Consider the following 19,545-nt stretch of genomic DNA (forward strand, 5'->3'; position numbering starts at 1 on the left):
GGAAGGATTGGACGCAAGGAGCTTTCTGTGAAGCCGGGGCGTGAGCCATCCGGTGGAGAGATCACTAGTGAGAATGATGACATGAGTAGCGACAAAGGGAGTGAGAGACTCCCTCGCCGAAAGTCCAAGGGTTCCTGCTTAAAGCTAATCTGAGCAGGGTAAGCCGACCCCTAAGGCGAGGCCGAAAGGCGTAGTCGATGGGAATCAGGTTAATATTCCTGAGCCAGTAGGATGTGACGGATCTCGAAGGTTGTTCCTCCTTATCGGATTGGAGGGGCCGCTTAGAGGTTCCTGGAAATAGCCCTACATGAGATCGTACCCTAAACCGACACAGGTGGACTGGTAGAGAATACCAAGGCGCTTGAGAGAACGATGTTGAAGGAACTCGGCAAAATACCTCCGTAAGTTCGCGAGAAGGAGGCCCGGTATGTACGCAAGTGCGTGCCGGGGGCACAAACCAGGGGGTGGCGACTGTTTACTAAAAACACAGGGCTCTGCGAAGTCGTAAGACGACGTATAGGGTCTGACGCCTGCCCGGTGCCTGAAGGTTAAAAGGAGGGGTGCAAGCTCTGAATTGAAGCCCAGGTAAACGGCGGCCGTAACTATAACGGTCCTAAGGTAGCGAAATTCCTTGTCGGGTAAGTTCCGACCTGCACGAATGGCGTAACGACTTCCCCGCTGTCTCCAACATCGACTCAGCGAAATTGAATTGCCTGTCAAGATGCAGGCTTCCCGCGGTTAGACGGAAAGACCCCGTGCACCTTTACTACAGCTTCACACTGGCATTAGGCCGAACATGTGCAGGATAGGTGGTGGGCTTTGAAGCAGGGACGCTAGTCCCTGTGGAGCCTCCCTTGAGATACCACCCTTGTTCTGCTTGATGTCTAACCGCGCACCGTTATCCGGTGCCGGGACCCTGTGTGGCGGGTAGTTTGACTGGGGCGGTCGCCTCCTAAAGCGTAACGGAGGCGCGCGAAGGTTGGCTCAGAGCGGTCGGAAATCGCTCGTTGAGTGCAATGGCAGAAGCCAGCCTGACTGCGAGACTGACAAGTCGAGCAGAGACGAAAGTCGGCCATAGTGATCCGGTGGTCCCAAGTGGGAGGGCCATCGCTCAACGGATAAAAGGTACGCCGGGGATAACAGGCTGATACTGCCCAAGAGTCCATATCGACGGCAGTGTTTGGCACCTCGATGTCGGCTCATCTCATCCTGGGGCTGGAGCAGGTCCCAAGGGTACGGCTGTTCGCCGTTTAAAGAGGTACGTGAGCTGGGTTTAGAACGTCGTGAGACAGTTCGGTCCCTATCTGCCGTGGGTGTAGGATACTTGAGAAGAGTTGCCCCTAGTACGAGAGGACCGGGGTGAACGAACCACTGGTGGACCAGTTGTCGTGCCAACGGCAGTGCTGGGTAGCTATGTTCGGACAGGATAACCGCTGAAGGCATCTAAGCGGGAAGCCCCCTTCAAAACAAGGTATCCCTGAGGGCCGTGGTAGACCACCACGTCGATAGGCTGGAGATGTAAGTGCAGCAATGCATTCAGTTGACCAGTACTAATTGCCCGATAGGCTTGATTTGATCCAGTAGAAGTCAGACTTCTGCGATTAATCAAAAGCATACACAACATAACAGTGTATCAGTACAATACGGACATCATTGATATCTCTCTGCTTTTTCCTCGGTCTGGTGGTCATAGCGCGAGCAAAACACCTGGTCCCATCCCGAACCCAGCCGTTAAGTGCCGTAGCGCTGATGGTACTGCGTCTTAAGACGTGGGAGAGTAAGTCGCCGCCAGACCTAGAAAAAAGCAATTACGATGTCAGAATACACAAAACCCCGGAGCAGAAATGCTCCGGGGTTTTGTCGTTCCTAATACACACCAAAAACACCCAAGACAGCGCCACAAATCCTCACGTCGGTATCCCGTCGGTATCAGAACGGTATCCCGTCAGTCCTAAATCACAAACACAACAGAAACTCACAGACCGCCAGATGGCCTGGCTCGCCGGCAACCCGCCCCCTCAGAGCCCTCCCGCCAACGCCTCACGCCAGACACGCGCAAGCACAGAAACGCGCGCGAGCGACGGACCCTGCAGCGAAGAGCAGGGGCCTCCAGGACGGACCGACCCTGTAACCGACAGGCGACGCCCGCCCGGCCGCCAGGCTTCGCGACGCCACGAGCAAAGCGCCAGGCAAGGACCGGGAGCCGTCAGCTGACCAGCCTAGAAGGCCCGCCTCACGGCCCTCCCAGACCCCCTGAGGCCCGCAGGAGACGCCCTCCAACGCCGCAGCACACTGGTGACACACAGGCGCAGTCGCCCGCCTCAGGGCGTTCCTGGAGGCCCTGCAGGAAACGTACTCCAAGAAGCAGTACAGCTCAGAGCTCCCAGAACGCCCTCACGAAGGCCGCGGGGGGCATGGAGCAGAAGGGGTGCGAGAGATGATGGGCGAATTTTCAGTTGCTTAGCATCTGCGCTTGTTACAGCCGTGAAGGGGGCGATGAATATGGCTATGGGGGATTGCATCAAACGTTGAACTGCCATCTGAAATATAGCCGGAACCTCAGGTAGCAAGGTAGCAATACGTCTGCCGCCATCGCTTCGAGAAGTATCCATCAGACGACACGCGTCATGGTGACTGGATCGGCTTATAGAACAGTCGCTGCTCTCGTCTGGCGCTTGCAATGCGCTCGGCTGCCGAGGTTTTCAGATGAGCGGCTGAGCCTGAGCTGATTTGGAGGGGGCAGTAGAGCAGAGGCCGCCCGCAGCCGCCTCAAGCCAGACGCAGGTTGGGCGGGACGGGGCTCTCTGCTGTCCTCAGAAGGTGACGCGCCGCAGGCGCAGCCCTTCAGGGTCTTCCGAAGCCAAAGAAACTCTCAAATATTATGGATCAATCAGAGGCTTTCAGGTGGAGGGTTGCCCGCCTGAAAGCCTCTGCAACGCCACAACACCGGCCAGAGCTACACAGAAGAGGCGGGCAGCAGGTGCCGCGAGGAAAGCCGTTTTGGGGGCCGCCCAGATAATAGGGGCGATGAAAGCCCAAAACCGCTCAGCGAAGATGAAGACCGTCTTAACGCAGCACAACGCATTGCAGAGGCACAGTCTTTCGCGGAAAGATGGGCGGACTGGTCCCTTGCCGAAAGCTGAGCTGCCGTGATGCCCTTTTCCGATGACAAAGATCCGATCGCGGAGGCGCTGCCGGTCGAGGCGCTGCCGGTGGTCTGGCTGCTCGGCAAGACCGGGGCGGGGAAATCCTCGCTGGTGCGGGCGTTGACGCAGCAGAGCGACGCGGAGATCGGCAATGGCTTTCAGGCCTGCACGCCCTCGGCCAGAGCCTATGACTTTCCTCCCGATCTGCCGCTGTTGCGCTTTCTCGACACGCGCGGCTTGGGCGAGGCAAACTATGACCCCACAGCGGATCTGGCGGAGTGTCGCAACCGCAGCCATGTTGTTTTGGTGGTCTGTCGGCTGGATGACCCGGTTCAGGGCGCTGTTGCGGATGCTTTTGAGGAGATTGCCCGGCATGACGCGAAACTGCGGGCGATCCTGGTGCTGACGGGCGCGGATCTGCTGCGCGACGTCGGCGCGCGCGAGCGGGCGCAGACCACTGTGTTCAAGACGATGTCGCGGGCCGCGCGGCGCAAGGATCTGCCCGTGGTCACGGTGTCCCTGTCGCCCGAGGCGGAGGAGGGGGTGGAGCAATTGCGCGCGGAATTGCTCAAGGTGCTGCCCGCTGTCGGGCTGTTGCTGGCGCAGGATCGCGCCAGCGGCGACGAGGGCGCGGCGTTTCAGGCGATCCGCAACAGGGTGCTGTTTTACGCGGGGCTTGCGGCCTCGACCGATCTGGTGCCGATCGTCGGTGCTGTCACTGTGCCGACGGTGCAGCTGGGGATGCTGCGCGAACTGGGGCAGCACTACGACGTGCACTGGGATCGGCGGACGATGTCGGCGTTTCTCGGTGCGCTCGGGGTTGGGCTGGGGGCGCGCTTTGCCGCGAGCTACGGGTTGCGCCAGCTGGCCAAGCTGATCCCGGTCTACGGCCAGACAGTGGGGGCGGCGGCCTCAGGCTCGATCAGTTTCGCCACGACCTATGCGCTTGGCCGGACAGCGGCCTATTTCCTGCACACCCATGCCTCTGGCAGCGACACGGACGAGGCGGATCTGCGCGCGGTCTATGCCAAGGCTTTTTCAAGGTCCTCTGATGCGCCTGATTGACCGCCTGCGCCCGGCCCTGTTGCGCTGGGATACCGTGCTGACCGTTTCCGTGGTGGGGCTGCCGTTTCTGGCGGCGATGATCGCGGGCTTTGCCTGGATGCTGGAGCACGGCTGGATCGTGACCTTCATCGTCGCCTCGATTTCCTTTTACGGTGTCGTCAGCCTGACCCGGTTGGCGGCGCGCTGGTGGCGGGGGCGCAGCGGTGCGGCCGAGCAGCCTTCTGGCGCCAAGTTTCACGCACGCATCGATCCCGAATGGTCCGCCAGCGAGACCCGCGCCTTTCAGGAGGCGCGCGACTATATCAGCACCAAAACCAGCGCGCCGCTGCCTTGGGAGGAGCTTTATCCGGTGGCGGAGGAAGTGGTGCGCCTTGTCGCCAGCGGGTCTGGCGAAAAGGGCAAGGGGGTGCTGGATTTCACCGTGCCCGAGGCGCTGATGCTGGTCGACCGGGTGGTCGTGCGTCTGCGCCGGGACATGCGCGACAACGTGCCCTTTGTCGACAGCGTTTCCGTCGGGACGCTCTACTGGCTGTGGACGCACCGCGAGGCGTTACGGCAGGCGCGCACCCATGGCATGACCGCCTGGCGCGTGTTTCGTGCCATCAAGTCTCTGCCCGTCGCAATCCTGCGCGAGATCGAGGGCGCGATTGCGGAGGGGCATACCTCGTTCATCACGGGCGAGGGGACGGCGATCCTGCAGGCGCTGCTGCTGGAGGAGGTCGCGGCGTCGGCGGTGGATCTCTACTCCGGCAAGCTGCGGTTTTCGGTCAATGAGATGCTGGAGCTGCGCCTTGCCGAGGGGGAGGAGGACTCGGCCCGTCTGGCCGCGCCGGATACGCCGCTGCGGGTGGCGATGGCGGGGCAGATCAGTGCGGGCAAGTCCAGTCTGGTGAACGCGCTGGTTGGCAGCAACGTGGCCGAGACGGATGTGATCCCGACGACAGACCGCCCGCAAACCTATCCCGCCGATTTCGATGGCATCGCGGCGGTGCTGCTGGATATGCCGGGGCTGGACGGTTCGAAAGCGCTTGCGCGGACGGTGCTGGAGGAATTGGAGGACTGCGATCTGATCCTCTGGACGATCCGGGCCAACCGCCCGGCGCGCGAGATTGATCGCACCGTTCTGGCGCAGCTGCAGCAGGCCTTCCGCGAGACGCCAGAGCGGCGGATGCCGCCGGTGATCGTGGTGATCAGCTGCGTCGACGAGATCCTGCCGGACTGGCCCTATCCTGAGAATTTGCTGAGCGAGCCTGCGATGGATCTGACGCGCGACATCGTTGCGGCCGTGATCGCGGATATCGGCGATCTGCGGATCCACCCGGTGCCGGTGGTGCTGACCGAGCCGGACTGGAACATCGCCACACTGCGGGCGCGCATCGATGCCAATGTCGGGGAGGCGCTGATGACACAGCGCAATCGCCTGCGGATCGAGAACCGCCGCTCGGGCCTGTTGAAGGAAGCGACACGGGCCGGGCGCGGTCTGGGGCAGGCGTTTTCAATCTTCGGGCTGAACAAGAAGCGGCCCGAAGACAAGTGAGACAAGAGCCTTGCCGCGCAGTTTCTTGCTGCGCGGCAAGGTGTGTTCAGTCAGCGGTGTTGCGGGCGCGGGCGTTCGCAATCCGGTTCAGGGTCGCGAGGATGGCCTTGGTATCGTCGCTGTCATGGGCGGCTTGCAGGGCCGTGATATCGGCCTGAAAGGCGTTATAGGCGTCCTCCAGCTCATGCGCTGACATCGGCATGCGTTCGTGGCGGTCGACGAACGTGTCGGCGCTGGTGGCCAGAATATAGAAGGCGGCGGCGTTGTCGGGGCTTTCGGCGGCCTTTTCAAACAGCGCCTTGGCGGCAGAGCGATAGGCGTGAATGCCGCGGCCCTGGTCTTTGAGGGTATCAAGGATGAACGTGAACATAAGTGTATCCTTCAGTCAGAAAATGAGGCGGCGTGAGCCGCCGTGGGCCGCCGACCACTCAAGCGGCGCTTGCAGAAAGCTCTCGATGCGATCCAGATCGGCCTGCGGAAAATGCGTGGTGTCCGCCGCAGCCGCCAGAATATCGCGCCAGTTTGCCAGAGTGTGCAGCCGCAGGCCATGGTCGGCCAGCGCGCTGCGGGTCTCGGTAAAGATGTCGTATTGGAACAGCATCAGCACATCGCGTACCTCTGTGCCTGCCTGACGCAGCGCCTCGCAGAAGCGGATCTTGGAGGCGCCGTCGGTGGTCAGATCCTCGACCAGCAGCACGCGCTGACCGGGGTAGGAGACGCCCTCGATCTGGGCACCGGGGCCGAAGCCCTGGGCACGTTTGCGCACGTATTGCATCGGCAGGCCGGTCAGCGTGGCGATCCATGCGGCAAAGGGGATGCCGGCGGTTTCGGCCCCGGCAATGGCGTCGATGCTGTCGCGCCCGATCTCGTGGTCGATCACATCGGTGGCAAAGCTCATCAGCATGTCGCGGATCGCGGGGTAAGAGATGACCTTGCGCACGTTGATATAGACCGGGCTGGCGACGCCCGAGGACAGGATGAAGGGCCGCGCCCCCGCCAGTTCGACCGCGCCGATATCCAGCAGCGCGAGGGCGGTGCGGCGGGCATAATGGGCGCGGGTTTCGGCGGTCAGGGGCATGGTGAGGGGCGCTTTCATGAGACCTCCTCCAGATAGGTGGATAAGACGGCGGTGCCTACCAGAAAATCTTCGATCTCCATCGCCTCATCCGGGTTATGGCTGCCGTTGCGATTGCGCACGAAGACCATGCCCGAGGGGATGCCCGCCTGCGCAAAGATCGCCGCATCATGGCCACCGCCCGAGGCCATGGTGAAGCTGTCGCCGGTGGCGGTTTGCATCGCGCCCTCAAGCCCTGCGATGATCGCAGGGTCCATCAGGGCAGGGGCGACGGCGACCTCGGCCCCGGTGTCGAAACGCACGCCGCGACTGCGGGCGATATCGTCCATCTGGGCGCGCAGATAGCTGCGCATCTGGTCCAGAACGCCCGCCTCCTGCGAGCGGATGTCGAGTGAGAACAGCAGCTGATCGGGGATGCGCGAGATGGCGTGGCTTTCCGCGTCCGTGCCGACGATGCCGGAGGTCAGCACCAGATCCTGCCCGGTTTGGAGCAGGTGGCTCCAGGTGGAATCGAGGCGGTGCATCAGCTCGGCAAAGGCCAGCACGGGGTCGTGGCGATAGGCGCGCGGCACGGCGCCAGAGTGCCCGGCCTGCCCGATGCAGCGGATCGCCCGGTGGCGAAAGTTGCCGCGGATGCCCGAGACGACAGCGGCGGGGATATTGCGTTCGACCAGCAGCGGGCCCTGCTCGATATGCAGCTCGAGGTATTCTTCGATCCGGGCAAGGTCGCAGATCGGCAGGTTGGCGGCCAGCGGCGCGGTGTCGATGCCGAGGTCGGACAGATGCGCCGAGAGCGGGCGGTTGTCACCCTTGTGGGTGGCGGAGAGTTCGTCTGCGGGCAGTTGCCCGGTCAGCATCTTGGAGCCGAGGTAGCAGGCGCCGAACCACGCGCTTTCCTCACCGCGCATGGCGATGCATTTGACGGGGCGGCGGAAGCGGCGGCCGAGGCGGGCGGCACGGATCAGCACGATCAGCCCGGCCGCAACACCGGCGAGGCCGTCGTAATTGCCGCCCATGGGCACGGAGTCGACGTGGCTGCCGATCAGCACCCAGCTGTCGGCCTTGGCATCTTCTGGCAGGCAGAACAACAGGTTGCGCCCGGCGTCTTCTTCGACATGCAGTCCGTGGGCTTGCGCAAATTCGGACAGCCAGTCGAGGGTCTGCGTCTCAAGCGGGGAGAACGCAGGGCGGCTGACGCCTGCGGTGTCGGGCGAGAGGGCGCGGATCTCGTCAAAGATCTGCTGGGCGAGTGGGGCGAGGGTGTCCGTGTCCAAATCCTTCATGAATGGCCCCCTGTCGGCGCGGTGACGGTGCCGATGATCTGCTCGATCGAGGTCAGTCCCTCAGCCGCAGCCCAGTCCGAGAGTTCGGCCACGAGGCGGGCCATGACGGTGGGGGACTGGAACGTCGCGGTGCCGACCTGCACGGCGCGGGCGCCGGCAATCATGAACTCCAGCGCGTCGTCGCGGGTGGCGATGCCGCCGCAGCCGATCACGGGCACGGAGCAGGCGCGGGCGATCTGATAGGTCATGCGCAGGGCAATCGGCTTGATCGCGGGGCCGGACATGCCACCCATGATATTGCCCAGACGCGGCTGGCGGGTTCTGACGTCAATCGACATGCCGAGCGCGGTATTGGCCACGACCAGCGCATCGGCGCCAGCGGCCTCGGCAGCGAGGGCGACCTCGACCGGCTCGCCGGTGTTGGGGGTCAGCTTGGCCCAGAGCGGCAGGTCGGTGGCGGCGCGCAGGCGTGTCATCACCTGTTCGGTGGTGTCCGGGCGCATGGCGAAAGCGCGGCCGTCCGCCTCGATGTTGGGACAGGAGATATTGGCCTCGATCGCGGCGACGCCGGGCAGGGTGACCTCTTCGCAGAGCTGCGCGAATTCGTCCATCGTATGGGCCGAGATCGACACGATCAGCGGCGCGGAATAGCCCGCCCAATAGGGCAGCATGGTGTCGCGGAAGTAGCCGATGCCTTTCGACGGGATGCCGATGGCGTTCAGCATGCCGCCTTGCAGGTCGCAGACGCGCGGCGTCGGATTGCCGGCGCGGGCATCGCGCATGATGGTTTTCAGCACATGCGCGCCGAGGATGTCGAGGTCGAAGACATCCGACAGATCTTCGGAAAACGTGCCAGAGGCGGGCATGATCGGGTTGGCCAGACGCAGGCCGCCGATCTGTACGCCCATGTCGCAGGGCGGCGTATTTTGCAGGTCTTTCATCACGCAATCGCCTCCGAAATCGGGAAGACCGGGCCTTCGCGGCAGACGCGGCGGTGCACGACCTGATCGCCTTCGCGGAAGCTGCGCACGCAGGCCTGACACATGCCGAGGCCACAGGCCATTTGCTGTTCCATCGCGACTTCGCCGGGGATGTTGTGCTTTGCGCCAAGCTCCTGCAGCAGGCGCAGCAGGCGGGCCGAGCCGCAGGTGTAGAAGGCATCGACGCGGCCTTGCGCGATCTGCGCCTCGATCACGCTGCGCAGCGCCTCGGGCGTGGCACTGCCATCGCCGTCATGCACCACGATCACCTCGGCGCCGTAGCTGAGGAACAGATCGACCGACATCGCCAGTTCAGGGCGGCGGGCGGAGCAGATGGCGGTCAGGCGGCGGCCCTGTTGCTGGGCCATGCGCGCCAGTGGGGCAAGCGTCGCAAGGCCAACGCCACGCGCCAGCAGCAGCAGGTTCTTGCGCTCTGCCGGCATGGTGAAGCCCTGACCGAGCGGGCCGAGCACGTTCAGCCCGTCGCCGGATTTCAACGTCGCAAGACCGCGCGTGCCCGCACCGGTGACCTTGTAGAGGAACTGCAGCTGACCGGCCTCGGCGTCATAGCCATAGATGCTCATGGGGCGGCGCAGGTAGGGGTGTTCGCCTTCGGGTTCGGGGCAGAGCAGCTGGAAGAACTGACCGGGCTGGCAGGCCAGAACCTCAGCCGGGGCATCGAGGGTCAGCAGGTGATATTCGCCGTTCACGGGCGTGTTGGAGACGACGCGGGTGCGCGCCTCGGCGCAACGGGGTTGCAACCCCTCGGGCGCCGGAACGGAGAGGATTGTCGGATGGATGGTCATGGAATGAGCCTTTCTCAGCCGAAGATCAGTTTCGGCACGAAGAGCGAAATCTGCGGAATATAGGTGATCAGCATCAGCACGATCAGGTTGATCAGCACGAAGGGCCAGACGCCGCGGATGATGTCGGCCACCGGCTTGTTCAACGTCGAGGAGGCGACAAAGATATCGAGGCCGAAGGGGGGCGTGATCATCCCCAGACAGACGTTCAGCGTGACGATCATGCCGAAGTGCACCGGGTCGATCCCGAAGGCCATGGCAACCGGGTAGAGCGGCGGCACCAGCACCAGCAGGGTCGAGTTCGGGTCGACGAACATGCCCGCGATGAAGAAGCAGATGTTGACGACGATCAGGAAGGTGATGCGCCCGGCGTCGAGGCTTTGCAGCAGGCTGATGATTTCATTCGGGACCTGTGCCAGCGTCACGAAGAAGGAAATGAGGCCCCCCATCGCCAGCAGCACGAAGATGATCGCGGTGTTGATCGCGCTTTCTTCGGTGATGCGGAACAGGCCGGACCAGTTGAGGCTGCGGAACACGACCATCTCGACGATGATCGCATAAAGGACGCTGACGGCGGCGGCCTCGGTCGGGGTGATGACGCCGGAATAGATGCCGCCGAGGATGATGACGGGCATGCCGAGGGCCCATTTCGCCTCCCACATGGCGCGCAGGCGGGCGGACCAGCCCATGCGGGGGCCGGGGATCACGCCGTCGCGCTTGGCCTGAATATGCACGAACAGCGAAAAGGCGATGGCGAGCACGATGCCGACGGCCAAACCCCCGGCGAAGAGCTTGGAAATCGAGGTGCCGGTGATCCAGCCATAGACGATCAGCGTGATCGAGGGCGGGATCAGCAGTGCGGTTTCGGCTGAGGCGACCAGCAGGCCGAGGCTGAACTTCTCGGAATAGCCCGCCGCGCGCATCTCAGGATAGACCATGCGGCCAAGGGCGGCGACGGTCGCGGGCGCGGAGCCGGAGACCGAGCCGAACGCCATGCTGCCACCGACAACGACATGGCCCATACCGCCACGGGTGTGGCCCAGCAGCGCCTTGATCACGCCGACCAGCTGACGCGCGATCTGGCCAGAGCCCATCAGGTTGGCGGCAAAGATAAAGAACGGAATCGCCAGAAGCGTCGTGTGGTCGATGCCACCGACGATCTTCTGCACCACGGCCGCGTCGGGCAATTGCCCCCAGAACACTTGTTTATAGGCGAGCGCGGGCAGACCCAGCACCAGCAGCATCTCGAATCCGGCGGCCAGCAGGACGACCGCCAGAAGGACGATAAGGGCGACGATCATTCGGCGGACTCCATGGGAACAAAGCGGTCAAAGACGCCAAACAGGCTGAGGCCATAGCGCAGCGCGAGCAGCAGAAAGCCGATGACGGGGGCGAGATAGATCAGCCCCATCGGCACATCCAGGGTGGGCGAGCGTTGTCCGCTTTTCAGCACGAACTGCACCAGCTCAAGCGCCAGCCAGGCGATGTAGAGGCTGAAGCACAGCCCCACGATGTCGATCAGCCCACCCATCAGGCGCAGAGCGCGCGGCGGCAGGCGATCGCGGAAATTGGTGATCCCGACGTGTTTGCCCCGCTCCAGCGCCAGCCCGAGGGCGAGGAACACCAGAAACAGGTTCATCAGCCGGACGGCCTCTTCGATCCAGGCGAACTGGCTGGCGAAGGTGCCGCCGATCTCGCGCGTCACGACCGAGCCGCAATAGAGCAGTACCATGGTCAGGAAGAGAGCGACAAGCACGCTGCGCTCGATCAGTCGCAACAGGTTGAGAGCTTTCATGGGGAGGGGATCCTTCGGGGGTTTCGGGCCCGGTATGGCAGGGGTGGGCCCACCCGGCAAAGGGCGGGCCCGGTCGTGGCTTACTTCAGGGCGTCGTAGGACTCTTGGTAGATGTCCAGCAGGGCCTGACCAGCATCGCCGGTTTTCTTGACGTAGGCGTCGGACGCCGGGCCGAACATCACGTCGCGCAGCTCGGTACGTTCTGCGGCATCGGCGATGCGGACGTTGGTGCCAGCTTCCTTGATCGTCTCAAGCGCGCTTGCAACGGCAGCGGCCTTATGCGCGGTCAGCTCGGGGATGACTTCGGCGAAGGCGTCCTTGATGATCTTTTGATCCTTCTCGGGCAGGCTGCTCCAGAAGGTCGGGTTGAACAGGATCACGTCTTCCATCGCGCCGTGGTCGGAGACGACGAGGTTCTTCTGCACTTCGTAAAATTTCATCGCCTTGATGGTGTCGAGGGGGTTTTCCTCGCCATCGACAACGCCGGTCTGCAGCGAGGTGTAGAGCTCGCCAAAGGGCAGGGCGATGGCCGAGGCGCCAAGCGCGTTGAACTGTTCGATCAGGATCGAGCTGTCCATGACGCGGAATTTCTGACCTTTGAAATCGGCAAGGGTGTCGATCGGATCGTTCGAGGTGAACTGCTTCTTGCCGTTCGGCCACAGGTCAATCGCGACCATGCCCTTGTCGGAAAAGCTGTCCAGCAGCGCCTGACCGAAGGGGCCATCGCGCAGCTCAGCGGCCTTTTCGGCGTCTTCCGGGATCAGGTAGGGGATGTCGAGGATCGACACCAGCGGGTTGAAACCGCCGAGGAAAGCCGCAGGCGCGACGGTCGCTTCCAGCGTGCCGAGCTGAACGCCTTCGTTCATCTGGCGCTGATCGCCAAGCTGACCTTGCGGGAAGATCTGGAATTCGACCTCGCCGCCGGTGCGTTCCTTGACCAGCTCGCCGACCTTCTCGAGAAAGATGTGGCGGCTTTGCTGTGTGCTTTCGAGGTGGCCGATTTTCGCAACGTAGTCTGCCGCCATGCCGGGCACGGCAGCGCCGACGAGGCCCATGGCAGTCAGCGCGGCGAGGATGAAGTTGGATTTCATGAAATGCTCCCTGAGTCACTTTTTTGCTTGAGATGGGAGTAAAGTTTCCTGCCGACGCGTCAGGGTCAATGAAATAATCTCAAAAATGAGACATTTGGTAAAAATGCCGAGCGTGCGTGGGCGTTGCGCTGATTATTTGTGCGCAAGTGACATCAGGAAATGCCGTGCCGCGCAATCAGCGACTCGACGTGCTGCGCCGCCTCCATCCCCTTGAGCGAGGTGGCCCAGAGACGCTGCGCGATCTCTTCGTGCAGCTCCAGAGCTTCGGGGGCCGCGGTGATCAGGCCGACGCCGACGCGGATGTTGGGGTTATGGCCGAGGCGGAAGGGGCTGATCGTCAGCGTCGACTGCGCCCCCTTGCGGATGATCTGGAACGAGGTCGAAGGGATGGGTTCGCGCGCCACGCCGATCTGGATGCCGATGTCGGGCGCCCGCAGCATCGCGGCGATGTGCTGCACCTCGGCCAGCGCCATGCGACGGCGCTGGGACCGCGTCTCGGCGTCGAGATCCATGTGCCCCTCAAGGCCGTCGCGCAGGAACTTTTCAAGGTCGGAGTCGGAGATGATCGAGGCCAGCAAGGGCCTGCGCTGCGCGAACCTGGCTTTGCGTTTTGCCAATATAGACAGGACCATGTCGACATCTTTCGAGGGCGCGCCGCCGGTTGATTCCCGCAGGACATCTGCCAGAACGATGTCGTATTGCCCGGTCGTTACGAGGTAGGAAATCGGGCTGAACAGACCGATGATCTGCTCGCTGTCTTCCTCCAATTGGCGCATCCGCTCAAAAAAGCTGATGGCGTTCGAGACATATTCGATGCCGACGCCCAGCAGGGTGGGCAGGGAAACGTGCAGCTCTTCCGCGATGGCGGTCAGCATTTCGATCTTGGCAATCTCGCCCTTTTCGGCGCGGTAAAGCGCGGCGCGGGAAATGTTGAGCCGCTTGGCGAGGTCCTCAGGGGACAACGCGCGCCCCAGCCGATGCGCGCGCAGCCGGGCACCAACCTCGACAAAATTCACTTTACTGTCCTGCGTCACCGCAACCTCTTTCTGCGCTCAACCCGTCCCTGCAACCCGTGGAATGCGGCTCTCTGCCGATGGTTGTGGCGTTGCTGCGTCATTCGCCTTGTCTCAGGATTGATCCAACCATGTGGCACGTAGGATCGCAATGCGTCTGCAAGCGCAGGCTGAGTTCATGATTCCTGTTTTCCACTGGTTTTCAGAAATTTATGTAGGAATATGGGCGATAATTTTTTGATCCGCGCGACGGAGTTGCGGAAAAACTGAGCAATTTTAACAAAATAATTTCAAAAAATCCGAACTCTGTCTAAGATTTGAGAATCTGGGCTTGCCGCCCACCCCATGAGTCCGCAAGGCAATGGGGATTTCAAAAGTCCGAGAAGAAAGGACAGAGCCGTGATCAGCGTTTCCGGTCTGAGCAAGAGCTTCAAAATGGAAGGCGGCAACAGCGTACTGGCGCTGTCGCCCATGGACCACCACATCCCCGAAGGTGCTTTCGTGTCGATCGTGGGGCCATCGGGCTGTGGCAAATCCACCTTCCTGCGGCTGGTTGCCGGGCTGGAGGACGCCTCGGGTGGCACCATCGACCTCGCGACCGGCGCGATCCGTCGCCCCGTCGGCTTCGTGTTTCAGGACGCGGTGCTGCTGCCGTGGAAATCGGTGCGCGACAATATCCGCTTTCCCCTCGACACCTCTGGCGTCAAGCGCGCCGCCGGCAATGCCCGCGTGCAGGAGCTGATCGACCTCGTCGGGCTGACAGGGTTCGAGGATGCGCTGCCCAAGCAGCTGTCGGGCGGCATGCGCCAGCGCGCCGCGATTGCCCGCGCTTTGGCTGATGATCCGCCGATCCTGCTGATGGACGAGCCGTTTTCGGCCGTCGATCTGCTGACCCGGGAGACGCTGAACGACGAGCTGCTGAAGATCTGGCAGCAGACCGGCAAGACGATCCTGCTGGTCACCCACTCGGTCGAGGAAGCCGCCTATCTCGGCAGCGAAATCATGGTGATGTCGCCGCGCCCGGGCCGCCTGAAAAAGACCTATTCCGTCGATCTGCCCTATCCGCGCACGCCTGACACCAAGGCGCTGCCGGGCTATCACGCGCTGGTGTCGGATCTGCGCCGCGATCTGCGGGACACCGAGTGATGCTGCGCGTCCTTCGCCCGATGGCCGAATATGGTGTGGCGCTGCTGCTGCTGATCGCGGCCTGGTGGTACGCCAGCGGCCCGATGGAGATGCCGCGCTATCTGCTGCCCTCGCCGCAGGCGACGATGGCCACGCTCTGGAGCATGCTGCTGAGCGGCGAGCTGTTGCCGCACCTCTGGTTCACCCTGCGCAACATCCTGCTGGGCCTCGCCATTGGCGCGGGCACCGGGATCGTCGGGGCCTATGCGCTGTATAAGCTGCCGCGGCTTGCGACGCTGCTGGATGGTCCGCTGGTGGTCTTTCAAACAGCGCCGAAGATCGCGCTGGCGCCGCTGTTCGTGGTCTGGTTCGGGCTGGGGCTGACGGCCAAGCTGGTGCTGATCTTCTCGCTGGTGTTCTTTCCGGTGCTGGTCGGCGCGCTGGCGGGGTTTCGCGGCATCGACAGCCGCATGCACGACATAGCCAAGCTGTTGAAGCTGAACCCGTTTCAGCGGTTCTGGCGGATCGACATGATGGCGGCGCTGCCGGGTATCTTTGTCGGGCTGAAGATCGGGGCAGTGCAGGCGCTGGTCGGGGCGGTGCTGGCCGAATGGATCTCGGGCAGTGACGGCTTGGGCTATCTGATGACCTACGCCGGGGCGACCTACAAGACGCCGCTGCTGTTCGGGGCGGTGCTGCTGACCTCGACGCTGGGCATCGTGCTGCATGCCGCCCTGACGATCCTTGAGAGCCGGTTGCTGGCGTGGAAGGTGCAGGATGGCCGATAAACCAACAGCGCGCCTGCCGTTCAAGGACGGCCGCCCGCCGCATCTGCCCTGTGGGCCGGGGGATGTCGCCGCCGATGTCCTGCTGCCGGGCGATCCCGACCGCGTGGCGCTGTTGCGCGACATGCTGAGCGACGTGCAGGATTTCGGGCGCAAGCGCGAGTTTGCGCTGATCACCGGGCGCTACAAGGGCCAGCCGCTGACGATCTGCTCCGGTGGTATCGGCGGCCCCTCGACCGAGATCGCACTGGTCGAGCTGGCCTATCTTGGCGCGCGCCGCGTCATCCGGATCGGCGGCATGTCGGCGTTGGTGCCCCAGATCGCGACGGGCAGCTACCTTGTGCCCGACGCGGCCATCGGCATGACCGGTGTCGGCGCGCTTTATACGGGGCAGGGGTTCGCAGCCGAGGCCGACGCCGACCTCGCCCAAGGCCTGCGCGACGCCGCGCAAGATCTTGGGCTGACGGCGCATCGCGGCACCGTTGCCTCGACCGACAGCTACTACCTCGGGCAGGACCGCCCCTTGCCCGACGGGACCGAGGCCGCCTTTCTCGACGGCTTCGCACAGGCCGGGGCCGTCGGCGTCGAGATGGAGAGCCAGGTCGTGCTCTCCGTCGCCCGTGCCCTTGGGCTGCAGGCCGCCTGCCTGCTGGGCGTGCACGGCAACCGCGCCACCAACGACTGGCTGGTCGACTATGAAACCACTCAGCGCAACCTGCTGCATATCGCGGGTCGCGCCCTTTTCCGCCAACAATAAACCCCAACAGGAGTATCCAATGTCCAACGTTTTCAAAGGAACCGTCGCCGCGCTGGCTCTGCTGGCCGCTGCCCCCGCCGCCTTTGCCACCGACAAAGTGACCATGCAGATCGACGGCGCGGCCGTGCCGTTCTATGCACCGCTCTATGCCGGTGTCGAGCAGGGCTTCTTCGCCGATCAGGATATCGAGGTTGAGTTCATCTATGCCGGGGCATCCGACATCCTGACCAACATCGCTGCCGGCAACGTCCAGTTCGGCTTTCCCAACGGGGATGCGGTTGTTGCGGCTGTCGCCAACGGCCTGCCGGTCAAGGTCGTGCACACCACCTATCAGCGCGGCATCGGCGCGCTTCTGGCCAAAGCCGACAGTGGCATCGAAACCTATGCCGATCTGAAGGGCAAGACCGTCGCCGTCTCCTCGCTCGGCAGCCCGAACTATCTGCAACTGCAGGTCGGCCTGAAGAAAGCCGGTCTGACCCTTGATGACATCAAGCTGGAGGTCGTGTCGACCGGGGCCATCGTGCAGGCGCTGCAAAGCGATCAGGTCGATGCGATCGTGTTTTCGGAACTGCGCAAGTACAACCTTGAAGGCGCAGGCGTTCCGGTCACGATGATCCTGTCGAACGACTTCCTGCCCTCCTTCGGCAATGTCGTCGTCACCTCGGACAAGCTGCTGGCCAGCGATCCCGATCTGGTCAAGCGCTTCACCAACGCCGTCACCGCGTCTTATGAGTGGGTGATCGACGGCCATGTCGCCGATGCGCTGGACATCTCGTTCGAGAAATACACCCCCACCTGGATCGACCAGAAAGCCCTGCTGACCACCGCGTTCGAGAACAGCTTCGTCGCCTCGGTCTGGCAGAGTGATCTGACCAAGGAAAAAGGCCTCGGCGCGGCGGATATGGATGCATGGCAGGCCAATGCCGATACGCTGAAGGAATACGGCGTCATCGACGTGGCCCCCAAAGCCACCGATTTCGTGGTCGATCCCTCCGACATCGGCAAATAAGCCATGTTGAAACGCGGACTTGCGGGCCTTCTTCTCATCACCGTCCTTTGGGGCGGTGGTGTGCTGCTCTTTGATGTGCCGGAGTATCTCTTGCCCGGGCCTTTGACGGTCCTGTCGCGGCTGGCGTTCCTGAACGCCAATGCCGGGTTGATGGGCCATGTTCAGGTCACCCTGATCGAGATCTTCTGGGGCTTCCTTGTCGGGCTGCTGGCGGGGGTGATGACGGCTGTCGTCTTCGTCCGCCTGCCGATCACGGAACGGCTCGCAACTCCGCTGATCCTGCTGCTGCAGACGGCCCCGAAAATCGCCATCGCGCCGCTGCTTCTGCTGTGGCTCGGGTTGGGGCCGGCGCCCAAGATCGTGCTGATCGCCATCGTGACGTTCTTTCCGGTGATGACCGGCATGGTCTCGGGGCTGCGCTTCGTCAACAAGAGCTACCTTGATCTGGCGCAGGTGCTGAAGCTCAGCCCCTGGCAGCGGTTCGTGCATATCGAGCTGCCGGCCGCCCTGCCGACCGTCTTTGCCGGGGCCACCGTGGCCACGACGCTGGCCATGACGGCGGCGGTGATCGGAGAGCTGATGGGCGCCAACAAGGGCCTCGGCTATCTGCTGTCGGCGGGGCAGGAGAACGCCGATACCGCTTCTGTCATCGGCATCGTGCTGGTGCTGTCGCTGATGGGCTGGCTGTTCTACGAGGTGTTCGAGGCCCTGCGCCGCCGCATGGAGTCGCGGTTCTCGGATGTCTGACTCGCCCCGCGTCTTTCTCTGCGTGCTGGATTCCGTTGGCATCGGCGGGGCACCGGACGCGGGCGGCTTCTTCAACGACGCGCATCCCGACACCGGCGCGAACACCCTGCTGCATATCGCCGAGGCCTGCGCGGCGGGGGCCTGCGACCAGCGCGGGCGCACAGGTCCGCTGCATCTGCCGGTGCTGTGCGGCCTTGGCCTGAACGCGGCGCTGCGCTGCGCCAGTGGGGCAGGGTTTCCGGGGGCCGCCGGGGCCAATGCGCAAGCGCGCTGGGCCGTTCTGCAATCCGCCTCGGCGGGCAAGGACACCCAGACCGGCCACTGGGAGCTTGCGGGCCTGCGCCTGACAACCGACTGGCATTATTTCCCGCGCACCATTCCCGCCTTTCCCGAGGAGGCACGGCAACGCCTGTGCGCCGCGGGCGGGCTGAGCGGCACCCTGGCGAACTGCCACGGCTCCGGCTCGGACCTGCTGGCGCGCTTCGGGGCTGAGCATATGCGCAGCGGCCAGCCGATCCTTTATACCTCTGCCGACAGCGTGGTGCAGATCGCCGCGCATGAAGAGAGCTTCGGTCTGGAACGCCTGCTGAGCCTCTGCGCGGCGGCGGCCGAGATCTTTCACCCGATGAATGTCGGCCGCATTATCGCGCGCCCCTTTGTCGGCGACGCTGAGGGCGGCTTTACCCGCACCGCCAACCGCCACGACCTCGCGATTGCGCCGTCCCGTCTGACCCTCTGCGACCGGGTTGAGGCCGCTGGAGGCCGGGTACATGGCATCGGCAAGATCGCTGACATCTTCGCCGGGCGCGGCATCACCCATGTGCTGAAGGGCGCCGATGACATGGCCCTGTTTGATTGCCTGCTCGAGACGGTTGAAACCGCCACCCCCGGCGATCTGGTCTTTGCCAATTTTGTCGAGTTCGACAGCCTCTATGGCCACCGCCGCGACATCCCCGGCTACGCCGCCGCGCTGGAGCGTTTTGACGCGCGCCTGCCCGCGCTGCTGGCGGCCCTGCGCCCCGGCGATCTGCTGATGCTGACCGCTGATCACGGCAACGATCCCTCCTGGCCCGGCACCGATCACACCCGCGAACGCGTGCCCCTGCTGCTGGTCGGGGCGAGGACGGCGCCGCAAGGCGTGCTGCCCTTCACCGCTGCCGCCGACCTCGCCGCCGCCCATCTGGGGCTGAGCGAGGATTTATCGCCCACCCCGCACGCGATAAGCAGCGCAGTCTGAGTATTCGCCCGCCAAAGCCTTCACGTCGTTTTTCATTGCTGTTAAGCGCGGAGCCAGAACTTGGCGGTACCCTAGGCGTACCTCCGTGGCGGGTATA

17 protein-coding genes and 2 rRNA genes (1 of these 19 only partly in view) are annotated in these 19,545 nt (G+C 63.5%); 10 read left to right on the forward strand and 9 right to left on the reverse strand.

Annotated features, from left to right (window positions below; genetic code table 11):
- The 4 genes from F3W81_RS01100 to F3W81_RS21070 form a co-directional block, all read left to right on the forward strand.
- Positions 1-1,575, forward strand: a 23S ribosomal RNA gene (locus F3W81_RS01100); it begins 1,257 nt to the left of the window's first position.
- 104 nt (positions 1,576-1,679) lie between these two features.
- A 5S ribosomal RNA gene (gene rrf / locus F3W81_RS01105) occupies positions 1,680-1,794 on the forward strand.
- A 1,358-nt stretch (positions 1,795-3,152) separates the two neighbouring features.
- Positions 3,153-4,211 carry a YcjF family protein gene (locus tag F3W81_RS01110; protein ID WP_193081787.1) on the forward strand — a complete coding sequence of 353 codons (1,059 nt, stop codon included), beginning with the start codon at positions 3,153-3,155 and terminating at the stop codon, positions 4,209-4,211.
- The gene (locus F3W81_RS21070) at positions 4,198-5,748 is read left to right on the forward strand and encodes a GTPase family protein (RefSeq protein WP_319022280.1); all 1,551 of its coding nucleotides are present in this window, start codon (positions 4,198-4,200) and stop codon (positions 5,746-5,748) included. The genes F3W81_RS01110 and F3W81_RS21070 overlap by 14 nt, the downstream gene beginning before the upstream one ends.
- A 46-nt stretch (positions 5,749-5,794) precedes the next feature.
- Here F3W81_RS21070 and F3W81_RS01120 read toward each other — a convergent pair whose 3' ends face one another.
- From F3W81_RS01120 to F3W81_RS01160, 9 genes are all read right to left on the reverse strand, one after another.
- Positions 5,795-6,118, reverse strand: coding sequence for a hypothetical protein (locus F3W81_RS01120; protein ID WP_193081788.1), 324 nt, complete (start codon positions 6,116-6,118; stop codon positions 5,795-5,797).
- A 15-nt stretch (positions 6,119-6,133) separates the two neighbouring features.
- Positions 6,134-6,844: an orotate phosphoribosyltransferase gene (locus tag F3W81_RS01125; protein WP_226941788.1), complete on the reverse strand. Its 711-nt coding sequence runs from the start codon at positions 6,842-6,844 to the stop codon at positions 6,134-6,136.
- Positions 6,841-8,106, reverse strand: a complete 1,266-nt coding sequence (locus tag F3W81_RS01130; protein ID WP_193081789.1) for a Zn-dependent hydrolase — start codon at positions 8,104-8,106, stop codon at positions 6,841-6,843. Before F3W81_RS01130 ends, F3W81_RS01125 begins: the two co-directional genes overlap by 4 nt.
- On the reverse strand, positions 8,103-9,047 hold the full coding sequence (locus tag F3W81_RS01135) for a dihydroorotate dehydrogenase (RefSeq protein WP_193081791.1): 945 nt from the start codon (positions 9,045-9,047) through the stop codon (positions 8,103-8,105). The genes F3W81_RS01130 and F3W81_RS01135 overlap by 4 nt, the downstream gene beginning before the upstream one ends.
- Complete coding sequence (locus F3W81_RS01140) at positions 9,047-9,892, reverse strand: dihydroorotate dehydrogenase electron transfer subunit (protein WP_193081793.1); 846 nt, start codon at positions 9,890-9,892, stop codon at positions 9,047-9,049. Before F3W81_RS01140 ends, F3W81_RS01135 begins: the two co-directional genes overlap by 1 nt.
- Before the next feature lie 14 nt (positions 9,893-9,906).
- On the reverse strand, positions 9,907-11,190 hold the full coding sequence (locus F3W81_RS01145) for a TRAP transporter large permease (RefSeq protein WP_193081794.1): 1,284 nt from the start codon (positions 11,188-11,190) through the stop codon (positions 9,907-9,909).
- Positions 11,187-11,684 (reverse strand): TRAP transporter small permease, encoded by a 498-nt coding sequence (locus F3W81_RS01150; RefSeq protein ID WP_193081795.1) that lies wholly within the window; start codon positions 11,682-11,684, stop codon positions 11,187-11,189. The genes F3W81_RS01145 and F3W81_RS01150 overlap by 4 nt, the downstream gene beginning before the upstream one ends.
- An 80-nt stretch (positions 11,685-11,764) precedes the next feature.
- Positions 11,765-12,775, reverse strand: coding sequence for a TRAP transporter substrate-binding protein (locus F3W81_RS01155; protein WP_193081796.1), 1,011 nt, complete (start codon positions 12,773-12,775; stop codon positions 11,765-11,767).
- 152 nt (positions 12,776-12,927) lie between these two features.
- Positions 12,928-13,809 (reverse strand): helix-turn-helix domain-containing protein, encoded by an 882-nt coding sequence (locus F3W81_RS01160; protein ID WP_226941789.1) that lies wholly within the window; start codon positions 13,807-13,809, stop codon positions 12,928-12,930.
- 378 nt (positions 13,810-14,187) lie between these two features.
- Between F3W81_RS01160 and F3W81_RS01165 the strand changes: the two genes are divergently transcribed.
- Genes F3W81_RS01165 through F3W81_RS01190 form a run of 6 tightly spaced genes read left to right on the forward strand, consistent with a single transcriptional unit; the run spans position 14,188 to position 19,448 of the window.
- Complete coding sequence (locus tag F3W81_RS01165; RefSeq protein ID WP_226941790.1) at positions 14,188-14,934, forward strand: ABC transporter ATP-binding protein; 747 nt, start codon at positions 14,188-14,190, stop codon at positions 14,932-14,934.
- Complete coding sequence (locus tag F3W81_RS01170) at positions 14,934-15,701, forward strand: ABC transporter permease (RefSeq protein ID WP_226941791.1); 768 nt, start codon at positions 14,934-14,936, stop codon at positions 15,699-15,701. Before F3W81_RS01165 ends, F3W81_RS01170 begins: the two co-directional genes overlap by 1 nt.
- Entirely contained in the window at positions 15,691-16,455 is a 765-nt protein-coding gene (locus F3W81_RS01175) for a nucleoside phosphorylase (protein ID WP_193081798.1), read from the forward strand. Before F3W81_RS01170 ends, F3W81_RS01175 begins: the two co-directional genes overlap by 11 nt.
- Positions 16,456-16,474: 19 nt before the next feature.
- Positions 16,475-17,464, forward strand: a complete 990-nt coding sequence (locus F3W81_RS01180) for an ABC transporter substrate-binding protein (RefSeq protein ID WP_193081799.1) — start codon at positions 16,475-16,477, stop codon at positions 17,462-17,464.
- Positions 17,465-17,467: 3 nt separating this feature from the next.
- Positions 17,468-18,211 carry an ABC transporter permease gene (locus F3W81_RS01185; RefSeq protein ID WP_193081800.1) on the forward strand — a complete coding sequence of 248 codons (744 nt, stop codon included), beginning with the start codon at positions 17,468-17,470 and terminating at the stop codon, positions 18,209-18,211.
- Positions 18,204-19,448: a phosphopentomutase gene (locus F3W81_RS01190; protein WP_193081802.1), complete on the forward strand. Its 1,245-nt coding sequence runs from the start codon at positions 18,204-18,206 to the stop codon at positions 19,446-19,448. The genes F3W81_RS01185 and F3W81_RS01190 overlap by 8 nt, the downstream gene beginning before the upstream one ends.
- The last annotated feature ends 97 nt before the right edge of the window (positions 19,449-19,545 follow it).

The sequence above is a fragment of the Pseudooceanicola spongiae genome, assembly GCF_014899185.1.
GTDB lineage: Bacteria > Pseudomonadota > Alphaproteobacteria > Rhodobacterales > Rhodobacteraceae > Pseudooceanicola > Pseudooceanicola spongiae.